A 22,498-nucleotide genomic window follows, 5' to 3' on the forward strand; every position below is an offset into this window, starting at 1 on the left:
TGGTCGGCAAAGCCTTCCCCCGTCTTACTTTTCTCAACCCACCGTTGAATCTGGGATTTATTTGCGATGTTCAGCTTCTCCATGATTTGGGGATAGCTCCAGCCTTCTTCGGTTCTCAACCTCACGGCTTCCCGTTTGGTTTCTTCCTCGTATCGCTTGAACGTTTGTCCTTTTTTAGCCATAAAAAATCCCCTCCGGTCTTCAGTGTTGATCTCATTTTACCATGAGGTCTTTTTTCACTGTCTACCTTGAGGGGATAATACCATTGCGCACGGCTTTTTTTGGGAGATCTTTCAGGTACAGTTTTTTGAGAAGGCTGATAAGCAGAGGGATCATTTCAGTGCAGGAGTGATAACGTTCGCCTTTGCAATCGGGAAGCTTCCGTCTTAATCTCATCCTGCTTCCCGATTGCAACACGCGACCGAAACGAAATGATCCCGGAGCCCCTCGGCCTTCTACACGAACAGGACTTGCTTTCTCCCAGATTCAGCCAAATCAAGCTCAGCCGCTCAAGCCCGGCCAAATCCAAAATAAGAAGCCGCATTTCCATAAGCGATATCTTCCACGATTCCTCCGAGCATTTCCACATCGTCCGGCGCTTCGCCTCGCTGGGCAAGCTCGCCGAACCATTCGCACAGCACGCGGCGGAAATACTCGTGACGCGTATAGGAGAGGAAGCTGCGTGAATCCGTCAGCATACCGACAAACCGCGGCAGCAGGCCGTTGTCAGCAAGCAGCGTAATCTGGCGGCGCATGCCGTCACGCGTGTCATTGTACCACCATCCGGAACCGAGCTGCATTTTGCCGGGAATATCCCGCTGGTAGCAGCCCATCAGCGCCAGCAGCGCCGGGTAGTCGCCGGGATTAAGCGAGTAGAGAATCGTCTTTGGCAGCCCCGATTCACTCTCGGCGCGGTCCAGCAGCTGCGAGAGCGGCTGAGTCAGCGGTAGATCGTTCAGGGCATCATAGCCGGTGTCCGGGCCGAGTTTGCGGAACATTGGCGTATTGTTATTTCGGTATGCGTGAAGATGAAGCTGCATCGTCCAACCCTGCTCTGTATACATGGCGATCAGGCGGGTCAGCAGTTCGGTCCGGTAGCGGGTGACCTCTACTCCGGACAAGGCTTGGCCGGTACGGCGTTTGGCATAAATCCGCTCGATTTCCTCCATATCGGATTTTTCATATTTGAGTGTATCAAGTGCATGGTCGGATAACCGGCAGCCCCGCTCGTTGAAGAAAAGTACCCGCTCCTTCAGCATGCCGATCAGTTCGTCGAACGATGAGGCGGAACGCCCGCAGGTCTGCTCAAGTCTCCCAATCCAGTCGGCGAAGCCCGGGGCGTCGATATTGAGCGCTTTATCCGGACGGAAAGTCGGCAGTACCGCAAAGCGCTGTTCTTCTTCTGCCAGCAGACGGTGATACTCCAAATCGTCGGCCGGATCGTCGGTCGTGCAGAGGATCTTGACGTTCGAATTTGCAATCAGAGAGCGGCGGGTGAATTCCGGTTCTTTCAGCCGCTCGTTGGCGCGTTCCCAGATTCCCGGCGCCGTCTGAACGTTTAAAGGCGTATCGATATCGAAAAAGCGCCGCAGTTCCAGATGAGTCCAGCTGTAGAGCGGGTTGCCGACTGTCTTCGGAACGGTCTCCGCCCAAGCCAGGAACCGGTCGTAATCGGATGCCGAGCCGGTAATCCGTTCTTCGTCGATTCCGTTGGCCCGAATCAACCGCCATTTGTAATGATCGCCATACAGCCAAGCTTCTGTCAGATTGGCAAAGGGACGATCTTCATAAATTTCTTTCGGGTCCAGATGGCAGTGATAATCGATAATCGGCATATCTTTGGCATGTTCGTGGAACAGACGTCTTGCCGTATCCGTGGACAGCAGGAAATGGTCGTTTAAGAATCCGCTGCTGTTTGCAGACGCCGAGCCGGTTTGCGCAGCCGATGATCCCGAACCCGTATCCTGCATACCTGTGCCCATACCTGTACTGACTGCCGATTGCGTTTCATTCGTTTCATTCATTTTCGAATTCATAGCGTTACCCCCGTTTTAAAAATAGCCAGTTCCCGCACCTGATTCTGCTCGTTGCGTGTCGGACGGCCGCTGGCGACTTCGATTAGATAATGGATAAACGATTCCAGCAATTCCTCCATCGGCCGCTCCAGCAGGGGACCGGCATTGAAATCCATCCAGTGTCCTTTTTTGGCAAACAATTCGTTGTTGGTCGCGATCTTCACGGTAGGCACGAAGCTGCCGAACGGGGTGCCGCGTCCTGTTGTGAACAGGACAAGCTGACAGTCGGCGGCAGCCAGTGCGGACGAAGCGACCAGATCATTGCCCGGCGCCTGCAGCAGGCTGAGACCTTTGCGGCGAAGTTTCTCCCCGTATTTCAGCACGTCGACAACGGCCGATGTACCGGCTTTCTGCGTGCAGCCCAGCGACTTGTCCTCCAGCGTGCTGATACCGCCCGCTTTGTTGCCCGGCGACGGATTTTCGTAGACGGCTTCACCGTGCGAAAGAAAGTACTGTTTGAAGTCATTGATCAGCCAGACGATCTTTTGGAACACTTCTTCGTTTTCGGCGCGGGCCATGAGCATCTTCTCGGCACCGAACATTTCCGGCACTTCGGTCAGGATTGTGCTGCCTCCCTGGCTGATCAGAAAGTCGGAGAATGCGCCGAGCAGCGGATTGGCAGTAATACCGGAGAAGCCGTCGGAGCCGCCGCATTTTAGTCCGACATTCAGTTCGCTCAGCGGCACCGGCTCACGTTGGTCGTCAAGTGCGGCTTCATACAGTTCTTCAAGAAGTGCAAGGCCTGCTTCGATCTCATCGCCGACTTCCTGCGCAATTAGAAATTTGACGCGCGACTCATCGAAATCACCCAGCTTCTCCTTGAAGTCGGCGACAATGTTATTCTCGCAGCCCAGCCCGAATACCAATACCCCGCCCGCGTTCGGATGATGCACCGCATCCATCAGAATATCGCGGGTCATGCGGTGATCGTCGCCGAGCTGCGAGCAGCCGTAAGGATGCTTGAGCACCGTTACATTGTCGAAGGTGCCCAGGTCGGGATAGAGAGCTTTGAATTCGGTGACCATCTGCTCGGCAATGCCGTTGACGCAGCCGACTGTCGGTACGAGAAACAGATCATTGCGAATCCCGACTTTACCGCTGCGCCGTCTGTAACCGTCAAAGGTCAATCCTCGGTTAGGATGGACGACCGGATGCAGTTCAGGCGTATAGCGATACTGTTCTTCGCCGGCCAGCGTCGTCTTGATATTATGCGTATGGACCCATTCGCCGGCATCGATATCTTCGGCCGCATAGCCGATCGGCGCACCGTATTTCATCACGACATCGCCTTTTGGAATAGAAGAGGTCGCCATCTTGTGACCCTGCGGAATATCCCGCAGGCTGAGTACTCCGGTACCTTCGCTGTCCAGATACTCTCCGGCTGTAAGTGGGCGCAGCGCAACCGCCACATTGTCTCTCGGATTCATTTTCATTAATGTTCTCATGCCGTATTCCTCCTCTATACGAGCTGGTGCAGCAGAGCACGCGAACCGGAAGCTTGAAGTTCATGGATATGTCCGTTCAGCCGTGCGGCAAGTCCCGGTACTTCGTTCAGATCGCTTCCCCACAGTGCCGATTCCTGTAAAATATTTTCCGTAAACGACTCCGGTTCTTGGCGAGCGCGGTCGAAAAGTTCCAGCACGGAAGCTTCATCCTGCCGCGGAATTCGCTCGTCCGAATAGCTGTAGAGCAGGGCGGCGAACGCCAGCGTGATCCGGGGCGGCAGCTGTCCGTGTTCACGGGTATAACGCAGCAGAATCGGCAGCAGGCGCGCTTGGAATTTCGATATGCTGTTAAGCGCGATCGAGCGAAGCTCATGCCGGATCGACGGATTGCGGAACCGGTCAAGTACGGCTTCGGCATAGCTGTGCAGCTCGTCCGCTGGGAGATCGAGCATTGGAATCAGCTCCTGTTCGATCAGGGAGCGAACAAAGGCGGAAAAGACCTCGTCGTTCATCACGTCTTCGACCGTTTCCAAGCCTGCCAGCATACCGAGCGGCACCATCGCCGTATGCGGACCGTTTAGCAAATGTACTTTGCGCTGGCGATACGGTGTCATATCGGAGGTGACGATCACGTTCAGTCCGGCTTTGGTCAGCGGCAGTTCTTCGGTCAAGCGCTGAGGACCTTCGATTGCCCAGAACAGGTAAGGCTCGGCCGTAACCATCAATTTGTCGCGGTAACCCAGCTTTGCTTCCAGTTCCTGTTCGCGTCCCTGCGGAAAACCCGGTACAATCCGGTCTACGAGACTGCTGCAGAACGTATTTTCCCTGTCCAACCATTGTTTGAATTCTTCGCCGAGTTCCCAGTCGTCTGCATGCTTTTGTACAATTTCCAGCAGCTTTTCACCGCTTCGCTCGATCAATTCGCATGGAATGACGGTAAAACCCGGTTTGCCGAGCGTATAACGGCGATGCAGCAGGGCGGTCAGCTTGGCGGGGAAGCCTGTCGGTGACACATCGTTTGGCCGATCTTCGGAGCGATAGACGATACCGGCTTCAGTCGTATTGGACACGATGAAGGTCAGTTCTTCGTTGTCGGCGAGTGACAAATAATCCGTATAATCCGTATAAGGGTTAACCAGGCGGCTGATACTGGATACCACCTGCACGGAATCGACGGTCTGTCCGTCTTGAATGCCGTTCAGCAGCACAGTGAACAAATAATCCTGCTCCGCATATGTCGGATTGGTTTCCTTGGAGAACGTCTGGACCAGTACGGCGCTGCCACCAAACAATCCCCGGTCGTTCATCTGCTGCAGCTGCCAATTGAAGAACGCCCGAAGAAAATTCCCACTGCCAAATTGGATGACCTTTTCGGGATAGACGGAAGGAACAAGTTGAGAAAGGCTGGACAGTGCGCTGCGCGACAATGTAGGAGTCATCTTATTTTTCGCTCCTTTACAGGTTTTTAAGAACTTTTTGCACACGTGAACATTTCAGGGTGAAAAATTCTGTTGGTGAGAAAATGGCAGGTAAGGACAGCCTACAGTTGAGAAATTCATCTCTAAAAAAGTTGCATAAAAGTACGGCTGTTCAGAAAAATGATGCCATCCAGGATAGTCTTGCTGCGGAGTGCGTTCCATCAGAAAATGTCAGGTGCTGACGCACCTTTCAGTTTTTGCGGTTAGAGAGATTGGAAACGGAACTTCGGCGAACCAGTTCGCAGCCGATCAATCGCTGTACCGGCGGAGTATCGGGCTGTTCCATAAGCTTCAGCAGCAGCTCCGTTCCTTCCCGGCCGATCTCTGATACGGATTTGCGAATCGTTGTCAGAGGCGGATTGGTGTAGGCGGCGAACATCATGTCATCGAATCCAATCAGCGATAAATCTTCGGGAATAAGGATTCCCTTGTCGAAGCAGGCGTTCATGGCGCCGATCGCCATATCGTCGTTGCAGCAGAATACCGCGGAAGGCTTATCTTCGAGTGAGAGCAGCTTTTCCATGGCAGCGCGGCCGCTTTCGATACTATAGTCTCCCTGTACAAAAAAGCGCATGTCCGGTGCCAATCTGTTCGCCAGCAGGCCGTCGATAAATCCTTGCCTGCGTTCGTCCGCGGACTTGAAGCCCGAACGTCCCTCGATAATACCGATCCGGCGGTGTCCCATCTCACAGGCATGTTGGGCAGCAGCCCGCGCTCCTCTACGATCTTCCGAAGCAACGTTTGGAATCGAAGGGTCATCCAACTGCCGGTTAAGCACGACGAGAGGAATGCCGGCCGCCTTGGCGTGATAAATAAATCGGTTGTCCCGCTCGCTCTGGCTCATGACGAGAATGCCGTCGAAGCGGCGCGGATGGATGCTGTCGAGACCGCTCATATCGTCGATTCCACTGACTGTCAGCATGTAATTTTCATTTAACATCTGACGAATTCCTTTTAAAGCATCAACCAGAAAGCTCGAAGACGTGCCCTGCTCCAGACTGGAGAAGAATAAGCCAATCGTGTTGGATTTCTTGGTGACCAAATTTTTCGCATTATAATTGGGTACATAATTCATGTCGGCGGCAATCTTCGCAATCTTCGCCCGCGTTCCCGGCTTGATCAGCGAACTTCCGTTCAATGCACGGGAAACGGTGGTGTGGGAGACGCCTGCCGCTCTCGCAATGTCTTTGATCGTAATCATGGCTTCGCTCCCAGTTATAAATGTTAACGTTTTCATCATAATAGGGTTGGAAGTCTTTGTCAATCGGACAGGAAGGCGTTAAGAGAGAAAAAGGCCAAACAAATACCTTGGTGATGCTTCATGTGGCGCTGTCTGATCCCTTGTTTTTGATATAAAAAGGGACTATACAGCTGCTATAACACGTGTTATATTCGACGCGAGGTGCTGATTATGACCAATAAACCGACTATGGGCAGTAAAAGAGTAACAAGTCAAGATGTCGCAAAGCATGCCGGTGTCTCAAGAAGTGTCGTTTCGGCAGTTCTAAATGGAACCCGAGGGATTGGAGTAAGCGCACAGACAAGGGAAATCGTGCTGGCTTCAATTGCGGAGCTGAATTATCAGGTGGATGCACAGGCACGCAGTATGAAAACAGGACGCAGCATGACGATCGCCGCTTTCGGTGACACAGCGCATCCGCTATTCATACGGCTGCTCGAAGGAATGCAGCGGGCGGGCGAGCGTGAAGGCTACCATCTGCTGCTCTGTTCGCCGAAAAGCGGAGAGAATCGGGAAGAAGACCGTGAAGGGCGGCATAAACTGCTGGATCTCTACCGACAGCGAAAGATCGACGGCATTGTCACACTGGACGATACCAGTTATGCGGATTCCGATTGGGCAGACGAGGTCCGGAGAATCGGAGTTCCCTACGTTTCCGTAGAAGGGTATGCGGAAGAGAACAGCATTTCGTCGGTGCATGCCGATTACCGGGGAAGCATGGAGACGGCGCTGGATTACTTGACAGAGCGGTACCCGGAGCTTACGCAGGCGCAGAAGATTGCCCCGGAGTATGCGGAAATAGAAAGCGCGGCTTTAGGGGGAAAGGTCAATTGGGCGGAACAGCAGCGGAAAACAGGCTATCTCGATTGGTGCAGCAGGCGGAATCTGAAGCCGCATGCAACCAATCTGCTGCAGCAGAACGGACATGTGAATTGGGATAATTGGCTGCAAGTCAGAGCTGAACAGCATGCACGGCCGGTACTTGTGAATTGGTCGAGCGCTGTTCTCGATCTCTACCGTATAGCCCGCCGTTTCGCTCTCGAAATCGGCGAAGATCTGCCCGTTATGGCTGCGGACAATACGATTCACGGAGACCGACTGAGCGTACCGACGCTAAGCTGTATGGAAATTCCGTATGCGGATATGGGCAGAGCGGCGGTAGAGATTTTGCTGCGCCGGATTGAAGGGGAGACAGATCGTCCGGCGAAGATGTGGCTTCCGGCTATTTTGAAACCCGGAGAGAGTGCCTAAATATTAAGAAATCAAATCTTAAAATTAGAACCTTAAACTTCGAACAGCGAAAGTTAAATATTGAACTTTAAAGGGAAGTTGATTGAGGCTTAAATGAGAAAAGCGGTTTTATGGCAAAAACCATATGACCGCTTCTCTTTTTAAAATATAACACGTGTTATGAGAGGAGATCGACATGTTCCAAACCGAAGAAAAGCTTGCCGCGCGTATTACCGAGCTGGACAAGTATCGCTATCGTGATGCCATACAACTGGAAGAGTGGTTGGGGCTGGAGGATGAGAAAGGAGAAAACGGGACTTTTCCGCCGGTCTTTGGAAAAGATCAATCGGCCAATGAAGACGGGCTGCAGACGCAGGTTTACCGAATCGGAGATCATTGGACCGGCCGGGACCGTTACCTCTGGCTGTACCGTCAGGTGGAAGTGCCTGCGGAATGGGCGGAGCGCCGGGTTGTCGGGCGTTTCGACTTTGGTCGAACCGGAGACTTTTACAACAGTGGGTTTGAATCGCTTCTCTTCTTGAATGGCCATCCTTATCAAGGTGTCGACTCCAATCATCAGGAAGTGTTCCTGGAATACTCGGCGGGCCATACGCTGGAACTGGCATTTCGGTTGTGGTCCGGGCTGGAAGGCGGAGGTCTTCCGCTGCCGCAGGAGCACAGGCTGCGTATGGCCGAGCTGGCCTGGCTGGACGAAGATACGGATGACTTATACTACACGTCGCGTGCCGTACTCGGCGTATACAAGCAGCTGCCGGACAATGAAGCGTTGAAGTCGGAGCTGCTGGCGCTGCTGAAGGGCATTTATAGGCTGCTGGACTGGTCGAAGCCTGGCAGCGAGTCTTTTTATACAAGCGTTATCGAAGCCAATACACAGCTGCGTGAGCAGTTGAAAGCAATGAAGCGGGAGCATCCTGTAACGGTAACCGCAATAGGACACACGCACATCGACGTAGCTTGGTTGTGGAGGCTGACGCATACGAGGGAGAAAGCGGCCCGTTCTTTTTCCACCGTGCTGCGTCTGATGGAGCAGTTTCCCGAATATGTCTTTTTGCAGACTCAGCCTCAGCTGTACGAGTATATCCGTCACGATTATCCTCAGCTGTACGAACGGATCGCCGAGCGGGTGAAGGAAGGACGATGGGAAGCCGGCGGAGCCATGTGGCTGGAAGCGGACTGCAATCTGCCAAGCGGAGAATCGCTGGTGCGGCAAATCTTGCAGGGAACGCTCTTTTTCCGCGAAGAATTCGGAACGGAATGCACGCATCTATGGCTGCCGGACGTGTTTGGATACAGCTGGGCACTGCCGCAGATCCTGCGCAAATGCGGTATCGAGACATTCATGACGACCAAGATCGGATGGAACACCTATAACCGGATGCCGCACGATACTTTTTATTGGAGAGGAATCGACGGCAGCGAAGTACTGACCCATTTTATTACGACGCCCGCGCGTGCAAATTCGGAAGGCTATACGTACAACGGCGTAATCGAAGCTTTTTCCGTACAAGGAATTTGGGACGGTTACCGGGAAAAAAGGCTGAACCGCGAACTGCTGCTGGCATACGGATACGGTGACGGCGGAGGCGGCGTGACGCGCGATATGCTGGAAATGCGCCGCCGCCTCGACGATCTGCCGGGTATCCCCAACGTCAAGCCGGGGCGGGCCGACGATTATTTCAAGCGCCTGAACGAGACCGTTCGCAATACAGACGAATACGTGCATAAGTGGGACGGCGAGCTGTATTTGGAGACGCACCGGGGCACCTACACCAGCCAAGCCTACGTTAAACGGATGAATCGCAAGCTGGAGCTGCTGTACCGCGAAGCGGAATGGATGCAGGTGCTGCTGGCCGCGGAAAAAGGGAGCTTTGATCATTATCCGGCGAACGAACTGCAGGAAGGATGGAAAATTCTGCTGCGCAATCAGTTCCATGACATTATTCCGGGCTCGGCAATCCGCGAAGTATACGAAGATGCGAGGCTTGAATATGAAGAAGCGGAAAGAATCGGCAGAAAGAGTATGCAGCAGGCGGCATCCGAACTGGTTGGGTTGAGCCGCCATGATCTTTCCAATTCAAATCTTTCCGACTCGAATGCATCGTCTGAAAAAGCTGAGGAGTATACGGTATTCAACAGTGCCTTTTTCTCCAGAACCGGACTTGCTGCAGTGGAATGTCCGGATAGTGGGGGAAGAAATTGGAAAGCATCAGACGGAAGCCTGTTAACCGCCCAGCGACTCGATGAACAATATTGGTTGGTGGAGGTACCTTCTCTGCCGATATTGGGGACAACGGTTATTCAAGCTGAGCGCTCCAATCCGCATCCTCAGAACGTTTCATCGAAGCTGCCTTTCTCATGGAATGGAACCCATTTGATTACGCCTTTCTACGAATTGGAGTGGACCGCAGGTGGGCAGCTCAGCCGAATTTACGATCGGGAAGTGGAGCGAGACGTGCTGGCGGAAGGCGAATGTGGGAACAGACTGCAGGTATTCGAGGACAAGCCGCTGGAGTACGATGCGTGGAATATCGACCTGTATTATACGGAAAAAATGCGAGAAATCACGGAACTTGTGTCTATGGAGCTAGTCGCAAATGGTCCACTATTCGCAGTGCTGCGTCTGACGCTGCGTTACATGGATTCTTCCGTCGTACAGGATGTTCGGGTATATGCGGGAAGCCGCCGAATTGACTTCGAGACCCGCGTCGATTGGCATGAACATCATCAACTGCTGAAAGTCGCGTTCCCGGTCGGAATTCGTTCTACCGAAGCGACGTATGACATTCAGTTCGGCAATGTAAAGCGTCCCACTCATTGGAATACGAGCTGGGATTACGCCCGGTTCGAGACGGTCGGTCATCAATGGGCGGATCTGTCCGAGCGGGGATACGGTGTCAGTCTGCTCAACGACTGCAAGTACGGCTATGATATTAAGGAAAATGTCATGCGTCTGACGCTGATCAAATCCGCGACCGAACCCGATTGGGATGCCGATCAAGGCGAGCATCTGTTTACGTACTCGCTGCTTCCGCATTCGGACGATTGGGTGGAGGGACGGACGGTAGAGGAGGCATGGGATCTCAATCAACCTCTCCATACGATCTCCGGAGCTTATTCGGCAGGAAAAGATCGATCGTTTATTCATATTGACGCGACCGGTTTGGCTGTCGATGCCGTCAAGCGGGCGGAGGATGGAGACGGGATTATCGTAAGGATGCACGAATATACAGGACGACGTGTAAAGGCGGAGATTTCCAGCGATTACAGTGTCCGGTCGTGGCAGCCGAGCGATCTGCTGGAACGTCCGATTGAAGACGCCAAACTTGGAAAACGAATGGTATGCACGTTCAAGCCGTACGAAATCATCACTCTGCGGGTACGACTGACGGATTGAGTGAACGTAACGTAGTCGTTGACGTATTCAATGACGTGCTCGCTAGCGTATTTGTTGATGTACTCGATGACATATTCAGTGACGTATTTGCAGAGTGATTTAGCTTCCGGTAAGTTCTTGGAGACATCCCGGACAGCCGCTTGAACATTTTGCCGAAGTGGGAAAAGTTATCGAAACCGGCAAGTTCCGAAACGTTCGTTACGCTGTGACTCGTTTCTCGCAGCAGGCGCTGAGCTTCCTTCACTCGCGTAATATTGACGTATTCGGCAAATCTAAAACCTGTCACGTCCTTAAATACTCGACTAAGGTGGCTGCGGCTGATATAGAAACGTTTTGCCAATTCGTCGAGTTCTAGCGGTTCGTCGTAATTCGCATTGATATGCCGAACGACTTCGGATATTTTGCGTTGAACAGGAGTCGGCTCGGGCAGTGCAGAGGAGCTGCGGCGCTGGAAGCAGCGGGCCGCAAGCAGCAGCAGTTCGCCCGCCATATGACGAACGTGCAGCCGGTAGCCGGGCGGACGTTCGTGCAGCTCGGCAAGCAGAGAGCAGAGCAGCTCTTCCGCTCGCATTCGCTCCTGCAGATTGGGCCGAATCAGCGGACTGCTCTGGGTGAATGGAGTCAGCAGCAGCTCGCGCTCCTCCAGGGAGTACTCGCGAAAGTATTCCGGCGCGAAATACAGCACCACCCGCTCGTGATCAGGTACACCAGAATCGCCGCTCTTGTGCAGCTCATTCGAATCGATCAGCACTAGATCTCCGGCATGAATCCGATAAACGCTGTCTTTGATAAAATAACGACGTTCGCCGCTGAACAGATAATACAGCTCGTAATCGCGGTGATAATGGTTTTCCTTCATCGAGTAATGTCCGCTTCTACGGTCAAATTCCATTCGAAGATGTTCATTTTCGTAATTCAGCACGTTGGGAATCTGTTGGAGCGTCATTGCCAACCTCCTCGTCTTTGTTCTACAATTTCTTCCAGTGTAACAAAAAAGGCGGGGTATTCGTCAAGAAAGCGCTTATATGCGGTGAAAATCCGTCCGTATCAAGGTAATCTGGTCGAAAAGAAAAGATAGAGCGAGAGGAGAAGAAAGCATGAAGATAACGAGTTTTTATCTGGCAGGCGATTCTACAATGGCCGATTATCCGGAAGAGCGTGCGCCGATGCAGGGATGGGGAAACAAGCTGCCTCTTTTTTTGCCAGGGGGAAGCAAGGTTGTCAACGAAGCGGTCTGCGGTCGGAGCAGTCAAAGCTTTATCGAAGAAGGCAGGCTGGATCGTATATTGCAAGCAATTAGAGAAGGCGATTATCTACTGATTCAGTTTGGTCACAACGACGCCAAAGACGACCCGGAGCGCCATACGAGTCCTTGGAGCAGCTACAGAGAATGTCTGCTGCGTTATATCGACGGAGCGAGGGGGAAAGGCGCTCAGCCGATTCTAATTACTCCGCTGAGTCGTCGTCATTTCGACGCGGATAATCTGCTGCTGGCTACCCACGGCGATTATCCCCGGGCGATGGAAGCATTAGCCGTACGGGAAAATGTTCCGATTATTGATCTGACAAGCCGCAGCGCCGCCGTTTACAAAGAAATGGGCGAACGGCAATCTAGACAATGGTTTACACAATTTGCTCCGGGTGAGCACCCCAACTACCCGGAAGGGATTGAGGACAATACTCATCTGAATGAGCAGGGGGCAGAAGCGGTGGCGGAACTGGTAGCGGACGGACTGCGGCGGATCGGAGTGCGAACATTAGGTGGAAGCTTTACCGAAGTGTCAGCGGAATTCCGAGAGGCGGTGGAAAAAGTTTGAATACAAATTTTTCTGCTGCAGAAGCTTTTTGTTTAAAGGGAAGTGTGCGCATTTGCTTATCGGAAGAAGTCGCGCAGTCCTCTGAGGTCACTCATGCGCTGCGGCGGCAGCATGGTCGTTCCGGGGACAGATCTGCCGCGTCATGGCATTCATAACCGATTAGCGTCGGAAATGGGATTGAAAGTGACGCATCATCACGCCGAGCCGTTGGGAGCGGAGATGTTTCTAAGAGCTTTTCCCGATCATCCTGGCAGCTATCATTGGGAACCCGAGCGATATGAGCGGCTGTGGCGTCAAGCGATCGAGGATCAGAAAGATCTGGATATAATCTGGGTACTGTCCTGCCGGGGAATGGGGATAAACCTTTTTGGGAGGATGATCCGGAATTTGATACTCCGGAGAAGCGTGGAGCACAGATTGGCAAAGTCATGCAAAGGCAGTACGATCTCGTCAAGAAATATGTGGAGAACCCGGTTTGCTACGCAGCGCTTTACGGTGAGATTGCCGAGCTGTACAAGGAAGGACATGTGCGTCTGCCTGAAGAAACAATTCGCGTATGGGCGGATAACGGCTATGGTTGCATGGTATCGAGACGCAGAGATCAAGAAAATTTGCGGATTCCGTCTCTTCCCGCTGCAGCAGAAAACGGTCTTCACGGTCTGTATTACCATATTACATTCCATGATCTGCAGGCATCCAATCATCTGACAATGTACACCGGTTCGGCCGAATTTTTGAAGAAAGAGCTGGAAACGGCTTTTTCCGCCGGCGCAGACGATTATCTGCTGCTTAACTGCGGGAATATTCGTCTGCATGTGTATCCACTGGATATTGTGCGCGTGCTTTGGAGCGAAGGACAAATCGATCCGCCAACTCATTTGCGTCAGTTCGTTATGAATTATTATTCAGCCGATTATCGTTCCACAGGGTATGATGGGCTTGTTGAATTGTACCAAAGTTATGCCGAAGCTGCTTTGAAATCTGGCCCGGATGCCGATGATATAGCGGGCGAGCAGTATTATCATCATCCGGCAAGACAGATCATCGGGCACTGGCTTCAGGGAAAAGAACATGAACCGGACAGACGGCTGGATTGGGCGGTAGGGACCGGAACGTTTGCAGAACGGATTCAGCGGTTTGAACGAAAATTGGAACCTGCTGCCGCTCGCTGGGATGCTTGGCTGAAGCGATGTGACGAGGTGATGGATGAGCTCGATGAACCGGACAGACGGCGGGCGGCAGACCAGCTTCGTATACACGGTGAGCTGCATAGGTCTGGTTCCATCGGATTCTATCTGCTGTGCCGGGCATATGCGGAGTACCGGAGACAACTTACCCGCAGGCTTTCGTACTGGCACCGGAGTCGTTGTGGAGTTATAAAAAAGGACTGGAAGCGTTAAGGGACGCAGAACATGAGAAATAGAAGGGTTTTTACAAAGCAGACTGGTTGACGAACATTGCAAGTACTGTACAGAATGTTGATACGCTTCGAAAGTGCTGCGCATGCATGGGGACAGTCCCGACTTCTTCCTATGGTACAAAGAATACCTGATGCCGGAGACGGAGAAATATATTTATCTGGAAAACACACATCGGCAGCCGCTGGAGGATGGTGAGCTGGCGCGAAGACTGAAGGAAACGCTTTTTTCAACTTCAATGAAGTAGTCGAATGTTATAGGGACCGCTTTTCCTTTTCCAGGATAGGCGGTTTTTTTTCTGGAGTAATCAGTTCGAGAAGATTCCTTTTCAATTCTTTTTCCAGCAGATGAACGACGATAAGAGCCGGGATTTCATGCATCAGTATATGGTGCCGAACAGCCGGGACGAGGGAATTACAGGAATTCAAACGGTCGGCATTCATGGAGAATGGACAGACGGCGATCTGAAAGTTGTAGAGGCTATTTTTGAACGCTGTGTGCAGAACGGACCTGATGGCCTATTGGAGATCGAGCTTTCGGGAGAAAGTAAGCAGCGGATCCGTTTATTTCCTGCCGATAGTTATAGGATGGAAATTACGCTTGCAGCGGACAACTCGGAACATGATAGAAAACGGATCGAAATGCCAAATGTAATACTGAATGTGAAGATGGAGAAAAAGGGGCTCGATCTGTGATAGATAAGGCTGAACTGAAGCCATCCGGCAGCTGAGAGCTCAACTTTCCACTTTGGACAGCTCAAAAAAAGAGAACCGGCAGCCGCCGGTTCTCTTTTTAAAGCAATCTCTAACTTACTGAAAAGTTACTGACTTAAGGATTACTGCGCAATATGCGCAATAATCTCATCTGTAAGATCCAACGTAATCTGATCCGCGAACACGCGCATCCGGTATTCTTGATCGAGATAACGGATAATCGCTTCGATCAGCGCGTTCTGGTTGATGTACCAGCTTCGTCCCTGTACCGTGACATGGGCGCTGTAGCCGAGATCTTCGTCCCACAGCATCTCGACCGTCACCTCGGTAGGCCGGATCATCCGGCGTTCCGCGATGTTGATACAGACAGCGTTGATGATTTCGTCCATCGTCAGCTGCATGGCTTAGTAACGTCCTTCCCGTTCGCGCGAACGGCGGCGATTTTCTTGAACGGCGCGGAAGACTGCACGAATGACTACAAACAGTGCATAAATGACGAGAACGTTAACAAGCAGGCCGAGCAGTCCGCCGAATGCGCCCATGTTGGCGAACATGCTGCCAAACAGGAGACCTGCCAGTCCGCCGAAGAACATGCCGCGGAAGAATGAGCCGCCGAAGCCGCCGCGGTTGTTCGTATTTGAACGGTTGTAGCCGTTATTATTGGACTGCGTATTGGAATTCGAGCGGGTGCCCGAATTAATGCTGTTGTCCGGTGCTTTGTTCGGCGTGCTCTGGTACGATCTTGGTCCCGAGCTGAAGCCGCCGCCGCGGCGTGCATCCGCTTGTTCCGGCACAACTGCCGAAGCTGCGAAAAGAATCAGAAAAGATAAAATGATGGAAAAGAATTTCTTGCTTCTGTTCATGATAAGTAAAATTCCTCCTATAGGGTCGGTAGTAAAGAGATAAGAATCTTGGATTCTCACCTCTTTCCGAACTAATACGGAGGAATGTCGCAGGCGTTTCGATTTTTAAGAAATATTTTGAACTTTTTTTGCAGAGTTGTTTTTTGATTGAAATTTAGGTCTCGGAAGTCCACTGTCCGTATTCCTGTTCGACCCAATCAATCCAATCCACACTTGCCTTAGTTCGCATATATGCTTTTTGCAGCAGGATATAATCTTCGAAACCGATATGGCCAGGATGACGGTGTTCCATCGGAATAGCATCCTGAATATCCTTGTAATATTTCATGCGTTCGATATGAAACTCCCGACGTTCTGCGAACAAACGGCGTACTTCGGAAGGTTCGGCCAAGTGAATGCAGAAGCATTTGAGATTAAATTCATCGCGCATGACTGGAGCTGCAGTCGGTTCCGACAGCCACCCATGCAGAGCCTGGGTGCCTTCAGGCGTAATGGAATACAATTTTTTATCCGGTTTGTCCGCCTGTTGAATCCATTTGGCACTAAGCAGTCCTTTTTCTTCCATGCTGCCAAGCAGCGGATAAATCTGGCTGTGCTTGGCCTGCCAGAAAGGCTGGATCTTGAGCATCAAATCGTAGCCCGAAGCTTCTTGGCGCGAGACCAGAGCAAGCAGACCGTAGGAAAGTATATTCATAAAATCACCCGTTCCCTGTATTCAAGGCACCTGCCGCAGGGCAGAAGCTCTTCTCTGACCAAGTGTACAACATACAAAGAGCCTGCGGCAACCGATGAAGAACAGGAAATGTGCGAAAAGTATAACTTTAATGGATATTTAGAATGAAAGTGTTCGACGATGAAGAAGCGAGAAATTAAAAAAAATGTAAAGCGACCTATTTACAAAAATTGAAATAATGGAGATAATTTTCTAGGAGGCTCTTTGGGGCAATCGAAATTGAATATTTTGGAGGTTATAGGTTAATGAAAAGTAAAATTTTTAAAATTGTGATGGCTGGTACTTTGGCTGTTGCCGGCAGCAGCCTGTCTTGGAACTCGAAGTCTCTGGCGGCGGCAGCCTTTAATGAGACATTCGAGCAGGGCAATGCCAGTGCTTGGTCAACCCAATACGGGACCTGGTCGGTTGTTTCTGCCGGAGAAGGACATGCTTACAAGCAGTCCGCCCTGGATAAGGAAGCCCGCGCTTATGCGGGAGAGGACCGCTGGTCCGATTACCGGGTGGACGGGGATGTAACAGTTCTGGACTTCAACGGCTCCAATCGTGCGATGATCGCGGGACGTTATAAAGACGGGAATAATTACTATGCCGCTTCATTGACCGGAGGAGATAAGCTGGAACTGCGCAAGAAAGTAAACGGTTCTTCAACTACGCTGGTGTCCAAGGACTTTATCTCACAGGAGAATCATACATACCAAATCGGTCTGGTCTTCAGCGGTTCGAAGATCGAGGTCTATGTCGATGGTGTTCTTCAGCTGTCCGCAGTCGACGGAGACTTGACCAACGGATCTATTGGCTTGATCGGTTACAAGACAGTTGTACAGTTCGACAATATTGTCGTAACGGAGGATGGGGGCAGCGATCCAGATCCTATCGTAGCCGAACCGACTCCAACGCCGATTCCTGAGCCAACCCCGCAGCCAAGCGAACCAGGCGCAGCACAAAATAACGTATTCGAACCTCAGTCGGTTGACGGAGCATCCTCTTATGCGCTGGGAGGCTTCGCTGCCGGGGTGACTGGCGGTGGCGTTATTGCGGAGAACACATCGACTTACCGCAAAGTGTACACGGCTTCAGACCTCGCGGCTGCTCTGAAGAAAGGCTCCGGCGTTAAGGTAATTGAAATCATGAATGATCTGAATCTGGGCTGGAACGAAATTCCTGCAGCGGCCAAGACTGCTCCGTTCGCTCAGCATAGTAATGCCCCGTTGACCCATCCAGTGCTTCTGAAGTCCGGTGTAAGTAATATAACCGTGGAAGGGTTTGACGGACTGACGATTTTCTCGACGAATGGTTCCAAGATTAAGCATGCGACGATTACGGTTAAACGCAGTTCTAACTTGGTGATCCGCAACTTAGAGTTCGACGAGCTGTGGGAATGGGATGAGGCGACCAAAGGTGATTATGATCGCAATGACTGGGATTATCTGACGATTGAGAATTCCCACAAAGTCTGGATTGACCACAGTACCTTCCACAAAGCTTATGACGGTCTCGTCGATGTGAAGAAAGGTTCTACAGGCGTGACGATTTCCTGGTCCAAGTTTATGGGAGACAATCAGAGCAGCACGGGCTGGGTAGCCCAGCAAATCAATGCCATGGAGAAAAGCCGGGCCCAATATCCAATGTATGACTATTTGCGCAGCTTAGGGCTTAGTGCAGCGGATATCATTGCGATCGCGTCCGGCCAGAAGAAGGGTCATCTGATTGGAGCTACCGATTTTGCCTCTGATAACGCAAATTTGCAGGTTACCCTGCACCATAACTATTATCAGAACATTCAGGACCGGATGCCTCGCCTGCGCGGCGGTAATGTTCATGCCTATAACATTGTCATGGATGCCAGCGGAACACTGGCCGCCAAACAGCGACTGACCTCGAAAATAGAATCGGCCATCAAATCCAAAGGATATCATTTTGGCGTCACAAGCAACGGCGCAATTTCGACGGAGGGAGGTTCAGTTCTGCTGGAAGGCTCCCAGATTATCGATGTGCTGTCACCCGTGCGGAACAATCAAGTGAGTGCCAGCAAGTCGGAGTACACCGGTAAGATTAAAGTCGTGGATACCATCTATACGCTGAAAGGGCAGACTTTCCGCGGGGGAAGTGAAACATCAGGAAGTCCCCTTGCTCCGAAGCCTGCAGCCGTGAAACCCTTTGCCTGGAACGGGTTCAGCAAGCTTCCCTATTCTTACACGGTAGAGAATCCGTCTGGTCTGAAGGAAAAGCTGTCCTCTGCCAGTGGAGCAGGTGTACTGAGCTTAAGTAAGGCCGAGTGGATGAAGACAGTTGAAAAATAAAGCGACTCTAAGCTGCAGAAAAAACGGTCTCTCTTAAAGAGAGAGCGCCAGGCTGTCGAGAAATTCTCGACAGCCTCTTTATGTTCAATTTGTTTGTGACGACAGAGGGTTAATCTTGGGCAGTAGAAGCAGCTTGTAACGAACGGAAGCTGTTCTCATGCTGCGTCCGAATCGAGAGAAGTAACAACCTTATGAACTCTCTTCGATTGAAGATCTTGTTCCCGAAAACCATATGCTGCGCAACATTGATCAAGAGTGGCGTGGGTTTCGTTATTTTAGGCTGCGAGACTTGCGAATGTAGCGGAGCAAGCACTCTTAACCGAGTTGTTTCTATCTCTTTCAATGTAAATTTTGTTGCAAGTGAAGCAAGCTTAGGTAGAATAATGCTTTCCTATGTGTTTAAAAGCATAGGATGCCGGATCAGTGCCAGGCATCCTCCAAGCGCTGAATTCACCTCCGTAGCCGGAAACCATTTGTGATGCCAATTGCATCTTTTTTCTTTTTTATCATGTTTATACTCTCCTTATTTCACGAAAATTGTTCGTCAGGGCTACTCCAGAACTATGTGCTTGTTTTTCATTTCCGGCGTATCTGCGTCTGTTTTAATTTTCATGATTCATGGATAAACCTTTCTTCTAACTAACTGCCGTTCAATACGTACCAGCGATCGCCTCTGTTATAAAGGTTCCCCTTTTTTCTCAGAGTCCTTAACTGCTTGAAAATAGTAGCTTGTACATTCGTTTCTTCGGTTACCGTCAAACCGTTTGTTTTGGAATGCAAACACGAAACTACCTTTTTGCTCTCATTCCCGGATGTTCTTTTATACAAGCGAGGATAACGTCCTCCACTTCCATGGGTCACATCGCTCCTTCGTTTAATCAAAGTATCATTGAGTCTCTTTCGTTTCTTGGTCAGATCGAATATCGATTGTGAGGATAAGGTAAACCCAAATTTCCGCGCAGCGTATCGGATTCGTATTCTTTGCGGAAAATTTCCTTGTCCTGTAAAATCGGAACCACCAAATCAATGAAATCATCGAATCCGGAAGGATGCTCCTGTCGGATCAGCAGCAAATCCAGCGCTCCCGCCTCGTACCATCGCTCAATTTCATCGGCCACTTTTTCGGCCGAACCGAAAAGTTTCGGTTTCGGAATGCGATAGATCGGCATCAGCGACTGCAATTCCCGAAACTTCTCTTCCGCTTCTTTTTCCGTTCTTCCTACAATCGGATTATGCGCAATCGTGATAAGGAAATCATCAAACGATCGGCCTTGCGACTCTACTCTTCTTTTGAGCTCCCGGCTCCGTAATTTTGCGTCTTCCAAATTGTCGGCCCGGAGAAATGCGGCGTCGGCATGCTGCGAGGCAAGGTTCATAAATTCCGGAGAGTTGCCGGCTTGGAAAATGACCGGTCTTCCCTGTCGGGAACGGCTGATATTCAAAGGTCCGTCGACGGAAAAATATTGGCCTCTGTAGTTTAACGGATGCATTTTTTCGGGATCTAAGAAGATGCCTCTTGCTTTGTCGCGTATAAAAGCGTCATCCTCGTAGGAGTCCCAAAGCCCCTCGACGATCTCCAAAAATTCTTTTTTCATTGGGTATAAGTCCGCTTGCGAAAGATGGGCACGGCTGTAATTCGCCAAGCCTCCCGGATTCGAAGTGATGGCATTCCATGCCGCCCGGCCATTGCTGATTTTATCCAAAGATGCCATCTGGCGGGCAACCGTGAACGGGTCCGCGTAGGAAGTGGCGATCGTCGCAGCCAGTCCGATGGAATGGGTGACCATACTTAAGGCGGACAGAATAGTCACCCCTTCGAACATGCTGAGGTAATGCGGGATCATGCCCGGCCCGATATGGCTGACGTCGACCAAAAAGATGACATCGAATTTTCCTTCTTCCAGTCTTTTGGCTTTTTGTACATAGTATTCAATGCTCTCACTCGCGTTGGCCGGCATGTCGGGATGGCGCCATCCCATGTAATTCCAGCCCACGCCGTCTATATTTCCACCGATTTTAAGCTGTTTTTTCATTGCAATCATTCTCCTTTTTACATTACTTTTCATTTAAATCGAATGCTTCTGCCAATAAGGAATAAGCTTTTATACGCGTCTCCTGATTCGGATAAAAATCCGCAAGCATGATCTCGTCCACCTGGGTTTTTCAGCCAATTCTTTTAACTGAGCGGCTACTTCGTCAACGCTTCCGATCACGAACCGATTTCGGTTGTGTTGCGTACGCTCTCGGCAGGTGTGCCGTTCTGAAAGATGTGAACGTAGTCCAATATGGATAATTTTAATTTACTGTTCAAAAGAACCTCTCCTTAAATGGGGTATCGCATTTATTTTCAACCGAATGAAGTTAGTCTACTAAGTAATAAAACGACGGTACGTATATCTTCTTTTCCATCTCCCTTTTCGCAGCTTCTATTCAGAGGCGAAAGGACAGAAAAAGAGTGTTTGCTTAGTAGACTAAATAAATTATCGAGGAAAACTTAAAATAAGTTTTTCTCTAAACGCAGCATCAAATCTCTCAAGATCAAGCGTTCTTCCGTTGAGATCGAATGCAGTAATTTGTTTTGCTGCTGCTTCCATTTGAAACTAACCGGCTCCTCTAAATCCTTGCCCTTATCGGTTAAATAAATGCGCATTACCCTGGCATCCTGCGTATCCTTTTTACGGTAAATGAAACCATTTTGCTCCAACGACCTCACCATATTGGTGACCGTCGGCGGTTCACATTTTAAATGATCGCACAGCTGCATCTGGGTGATTCCATCGCCTGACCACAATCGGGAGAGCAAATTATCCTGGCCTACGTACAGATTGAGTTCCCTCAGGCTTTCACTGTAATCCCGACGCATCTTGGATGAAATTTTATCTAACGACTGGCGAATGTCACAATCAACTTTATTGTCCATAGATAGACCTCCGCTGATCGAATTATATTTAGCACACTAAACATATCGCACAGGTATCCAACTGTCAACAATTTATCTATCACCTAAATAATTTCGAACGTAAAAACACACGTTTACGGACGCTTTAAAATTTCCTGTTCTAAAAGCATAGGAAAAAGCACAGTTTCGAAAGAAACTGTGCTTTTGAATTGCCGATTCGGTCTGTTTATAGTTGAATCGACAGAGATATAAAAAAGGCATACATTTAGTTATTCAAGCGCTCATAACCGTCGGAAATAAGTTCCAGGGCTCCGGTTTTGGGATCAATCAGCATACCGTGCACGGGTACGCCTGGCGGCATCAGAGGATGGTTGGCAATCATATTCACACTGTGCATAACGCCTTCGGTCTCGTTCTCCACACCTTTGAACCACTGACCAAGCTGTACGCCAGCATGATCAAGTGTCGAGAGAACTTCTTCCGAAATGCCGCGGTCGCGCATTTTACCCATAATCCGATCGGCGTTAAGCGAAGCCATGCCGCATTCATGATGGCCGACGACAATCACTTCTTCCGCCTGCAGCTCATACAGCGCAACCAGAACGCTGCGCATAATACTGCCGAAAGGCGAAGAGATAACAGCTCCCGCCGTTTTCAAAATTTTGGCGTCGCCATTGCGTAGGTTCATTGCACGAGGCAGCAGCTCTGTAAGGCGAGTATCCATGCATGTGAGTACAACGACCTTTTTGTCTGGAAACTTGCCGCTGATAAACGACTGGTATTCCTCATTTTCGACGAATGCTTTATTGTGGTTTAAAATATCCGTAATCTGACTCAAAGTCCGCTCCTCCTTTTTCGCCCTCTGGGCGTTA

At 50.7% G+C, this 22,498-nt stretch carries 17 protein-coding genes and 1 pseudogene; 6 read left to right on the plus strand and 12 right to left on the minus strand.

Features of this window, described 5'->3' with window-relative positions; translation table 11 throughout:
• From F456_RS0113610 to F456_RS0113630, 5 genes are all read right to left on the minus strand, one after another.
• A partial coding sequence (locus tag F456_RS0113610) for a helix-turn-helix domain-containing protein (protein WP_018977598.1) occupies positions 1–182 on the minus strand: 182 nt, incomplete at its 3' end.
• A 327-nt stretch (positions 183–509) separates the two neighbouring features.
• Positions 510–2,036, minus strand: a complete 1,527-nt coding sequence (gene uxaC, locus F456_RS0113615) for a glucuronate isomerase (RefSeq protein WP_018977599.1) — start codon at positions 2,034–2,036, stop codon at positions 510–512.
• Positions 2,033–3,520 carry a UxaA family hydrolase gene (locus tag F456_RS0113620; RefSeq protein ID WP_018977600.1) on the minus strand — a complete coding sequence of 496 codons (1,488 nt, stop codon included), beginning with the start codon at positions 3,518–3,520 and terminating at the stop codon, positions 2,033–2,035. Before F456_RS0113620 ends, uxaC begins: the two co-directional genes overlap by 4 nt.
• A gap of 14 nt (positions 3,521–3,534) precedes the next feature.
• The gene (locus tag F456_RS0113625) at positions 3,535–4,959 is read right to left on the minus strand and encodes a tagaturonate reductase (protein WP_018977601.1); all 1,425 of its coding nucleotides are present in this window, start codon (positions 4,957–4,959) and stop codon (positions 3,535–3,537) included.
• A gap of 229 nt (positions 4,960–5,188) precedes the next feature.
• Positions 5,189–6,199: a LacI family DNA-binding transcriptional regulator gene (locus F456_RS0113630; protein ID WP_018977602.1), complete on the minus strand. Its 1,011-nt coding sequence runs from the start codon at positions 6,197–6,199 to the stop codon at positions 5,189–5,191.
• Positions 6,200–6,409: 210 nt separating this feature from the next.
• Between F456_RS0113630 and F456_RS0113635 the strand changes: the two genes are divergently transcribed.
• Positions 6,410–7,489 carry a LacI family DNA-binding transcriptional regulator gene (locus tag F456_RS0113635; RefSeq protein WP_018977603.1) on the plus strand — a complete coding sequence of 360 codons (1,080 nt, stop codon included), beginning with the start codon at positions 6,410–6,412 and terminating at the stop codon, positions 7,487–7,489.
• A 175-nt stretch (positions 7,490–7,664) separates the two neighbouring features.
• The gene (locus tag F456_RS0113640) at positions 7,665–10,883 is read left to right on the plus strand and encodes an alpha-mannosidase (RefSeq protein WP_018977604.1); all 3,219 of its coding nucleotides are present in this window, start codon (positions 7,665–7,667) and stop codon (positions 10,881–10,883) included.
• Here the strand turns inward: F456_RS0113640 and F456_RS0113645 are convergent.
• The gene (locus tag F456_RS0113645) at positions 10,855–11,829 is read right to left on the minus strand and encodes an AraC family transcriptional regulator (protein WP_018977605.1); all 975 of its coding nucleotides are present in this window, start codon (positions 11,827–11,829) and stop codon (positions 10,855–10,857) included. The two genes, F456_RS0113640 and F456_RS0113645, sit on opposite strands and share 29 nt — an antisense overlap.
• 151 nt (positions 11,830–11,980) lie before the next feature.
• On the opposite strand from F456_RS0113645, the gene F456_RS22575 reads away from it, so the two are divergent.
• The 3 genes and pseudogenes from F456_RS22575 to F456_RS0113660 all read left to right on the plus strand — a co-directional run bounded on the left by F456_RS22575 (position 11,981) and on the right by F456_RS0113660 (position 14,813).
• The gene (locus F456_RS22575; RefSeq protein WP_018977606.1) at positions 11,981–12,700 is read left to right on the plus strand and encodes a rhamnogalacturonan acetylesterase; all 720 of its coding nucleotides are present in this window, start codon (positions 11,981–11,983) and stop codon (positions 12,698–12,700) included.
• A 111-nt stretch (positions 12,701–12,811) separates the two neighbouring features.
• Positions 12,812–14,100, plus strand: a pseudogene (locus F456_RS22580) (glycosyl hydrolase 115 family protein).
• A 392-nt stretch (positions 14,101–14,492) separates the two neighbouring features.
• The gene (locus F456_RS0113660) at positions 14,493–14,813 is read left to right on the plus strand and encodes a hypothetical protein (RefSeq protein ID WP_018977608.1); all 321 of its coding nucleotides are present in this window, start codon (positions 14,493–14,495) and stop codon (positions 14,811–14,813) included.
• A 140-nt stretch (positions 14,814–14,953) separates the two neighbouring features.
• Here F456_RS0113660 and F456_RS0113665 read toward each other — a convergent pair whose 3' ends face one another.
• The 3 genes from F456_RS0113665 to F456_RS0113675 all read right to left on the minus strand — a co-directional run bounded on the left by F456_RS0113665 (position 14,954) and on the right by F456_RS0113675 (position 16,388).
• A complete protein-coding gene (locus F456_RS0113665) occupies positions 14,954–15,232 on the minus strand; it encodes a DUF2653 family protein (protein WP_018977609.1) in 279 nt (92 codons plus the stop codon).
• Between the two features lie 3 nt (positions 15,233–15,235).
• Positions 15,236–15,694: a hypothetical protein gene (locus F456_RS0113670; protein WP_018977610.1), complete on the minus strand. Its 459-nt coding sequence runs from the start codon at positions 15,692–15,694 to the stop codon at positions 15,236–15,238.
• Positions 15,695–15,848: 154 nt separating this feature from the next.
• Positions 15,849–16,388: a PadR family transcriptional regulator gene (locus F456_RS0113675; protein WP_018977611.1), complete on the minus strand. Its 540-nt coding sequence runs from the start codon at positions 16,386–16,388 to the stop codon at positions 15,849–15,851.
• 911 nt (positions 16,389–17,299) lie between these two features.
• Here F456_RS0113675 and F456_RS0113680 point away from each other — a divergent pair.
• A complete protein-coding gene (locus tag F456_RS0113680) occupies positions 17,300–18,727 on the plus strand; it encodes a pectate lyase family protein (protein WP_425314182.1) in 1,428 nt (475 codons plus the stop codon).
• A gap of 911 nt (positions 18,728–19,638) precedes the next feature.
• Here F456_RS0113680 and F456_RS0113685 read toward each other — a convergent pair.
• The 3 genes from F456_RS0113685 to F456_RS0113700 form a co-directional block, all read right to left on the minus strand.
• Positions 19,639–20,760, minus strand: coding sequence for an NtaA/DmoA family FMN-dependent monooxygenase (locus F456_RS0113685; RefSeq protein ID WP_018977613.1), 1,122 nt, complete (start codon positions 20,758–20,760; stop codon positions 19,639–19,641).
• Positions 20,761–21,221: 461 nt separating this feature from the next.
• Positions 21,222–21,647: a MarR family winged helix-turn-helix transcriptional regulator gene (locus tag F456_RS0113695; RefSeq protein ID WP_018977614.1), complete on the minus strand. Its 426-nt coding sequence runs from the start codon at positions 21,645–21,647 to the stop codon at positions 21,222–21,224.
• 244 nt (positions 21,648–21,891) lie between these two features.
• Positions 21,892–22,464 carry a beta-class carbonic anhydrase gene (locus F456_RS0113700; RefSeq protein WP_018977615.1) on the minus strand — a complete coding sequence of 191 codons (573 nt, stop codon included), beginning with the start codon at positions 22,462–22,464 and terminating at the stop codon, positions 21,892–21,894.
• Positions 22,465–22,498 lie beyond the last annotated feature (34 nt).

The organism is Saccharibacillus kuerlensis DSM 22868 (assembly GCF_000378145.1).
GTDB lineage: Bacteria > Bacillota > Bacilli > Paenibacillales > Paenibacillaceae > Saccharibacillus > Saccharibacillus kuerlensis.

Bases quoted from the DNA above. Each gene is read 5' to 3' on its own strand.
- F456_RS0113635 (WP_018977603.1), top strand. From the start codon at position 6,410: ATGACCAATAAACCGACTATGGGCAGTAAAAGAGTAACAAGTCAAGAT.
- F456_RS0113620 (WP_018977600.1), bottom strand. From the start codon at position 3,520: ATGAGAACATTAATGAAAATGAATCCGAGAGACAATGTGGCGGTTGCG.
- F456_RS0113640 (WP_018977604.1), top strand. From the start codon at position 7,665: ATGTTCCAAACCGAAGAAAAGCTTGCCGCGCGTATTACCGAGCTGGAC.
- F456_RS0113670 (WP_018977610.1), bottom strand. From the start codon at position 15,694: ATGAACAGAAGCAAGAAATTCTTTTCCATCATTTTATCTTTTCTGATT.
- F456_RS0113695 (WP_018977614.1), bottom strand. From the start codon at position 21,647: ATGGACAATAAAGTTGATTGTGACATTCGCCAGTCGTTAGATAAAATT.
- F456_RS0113660 (WP_018977608.1), top strand. From the start codon at position 14,493: ATGCATCAGTATATGGTGCCGAACAGCCGGGACGAGGGAATTACAGGA.
- F456_RS0113625 (WP_018977601.1), bottom strand. From the start codon at position 4,959: ATGACTCCTACATTGTCGCGCAGCGCACTGTCCAGCCTTTCTCAACTT.
- F456_RS0113685 (WP_018977613.1), bottom strand. From the start codon at position 20,760: ATGAAAAAACAGCTTAAAATCGGTGGAAATATAGACGGCGTGGGCTGG.
- F456_RS0113645 (WP_018977605.1), bottom strand. From the start codon at position 11,829: ATGACGCTCCAACAGATTCCCAACGTGCTGAATTACGAAAATGAACAT.
- F456_RS0113630 (WP_018977602.1), bottom strand. From the start codon at position 6,199: ATGATTACGATCAAAGACATTGCGAGAGCGGCAGGCGTCTCCCACACC.
- uxaC (WP_018977599.1), bottom strand. From the start codon at position 2,036: ATGAATTCGAAAATGAATGAAACGAATGAAACGCAATCGGCAGTCAGT.
- F456_RS0113665 (WP_018977609.1), bottom strand. From the start codon at position 15,232: ATGCAGCTGACGATGGACGAAATCATCAACGCTGTCTGTATCAACATC.
- F456_RS22575 (WP_018977606.1), top strand. From the start codon at position 11,981: ATGAAGATAACGAGTTTTTATCTGGCAGGCGATTCTACAATGGCCGAT.
- F456_RS0113675 (WP_018977611.1), bottom strand. From the start codon at position 16,388: ATGAATATACTTTCCTACGGTCTGCTTGCTCTGGTCTCGCGCCAAGAA.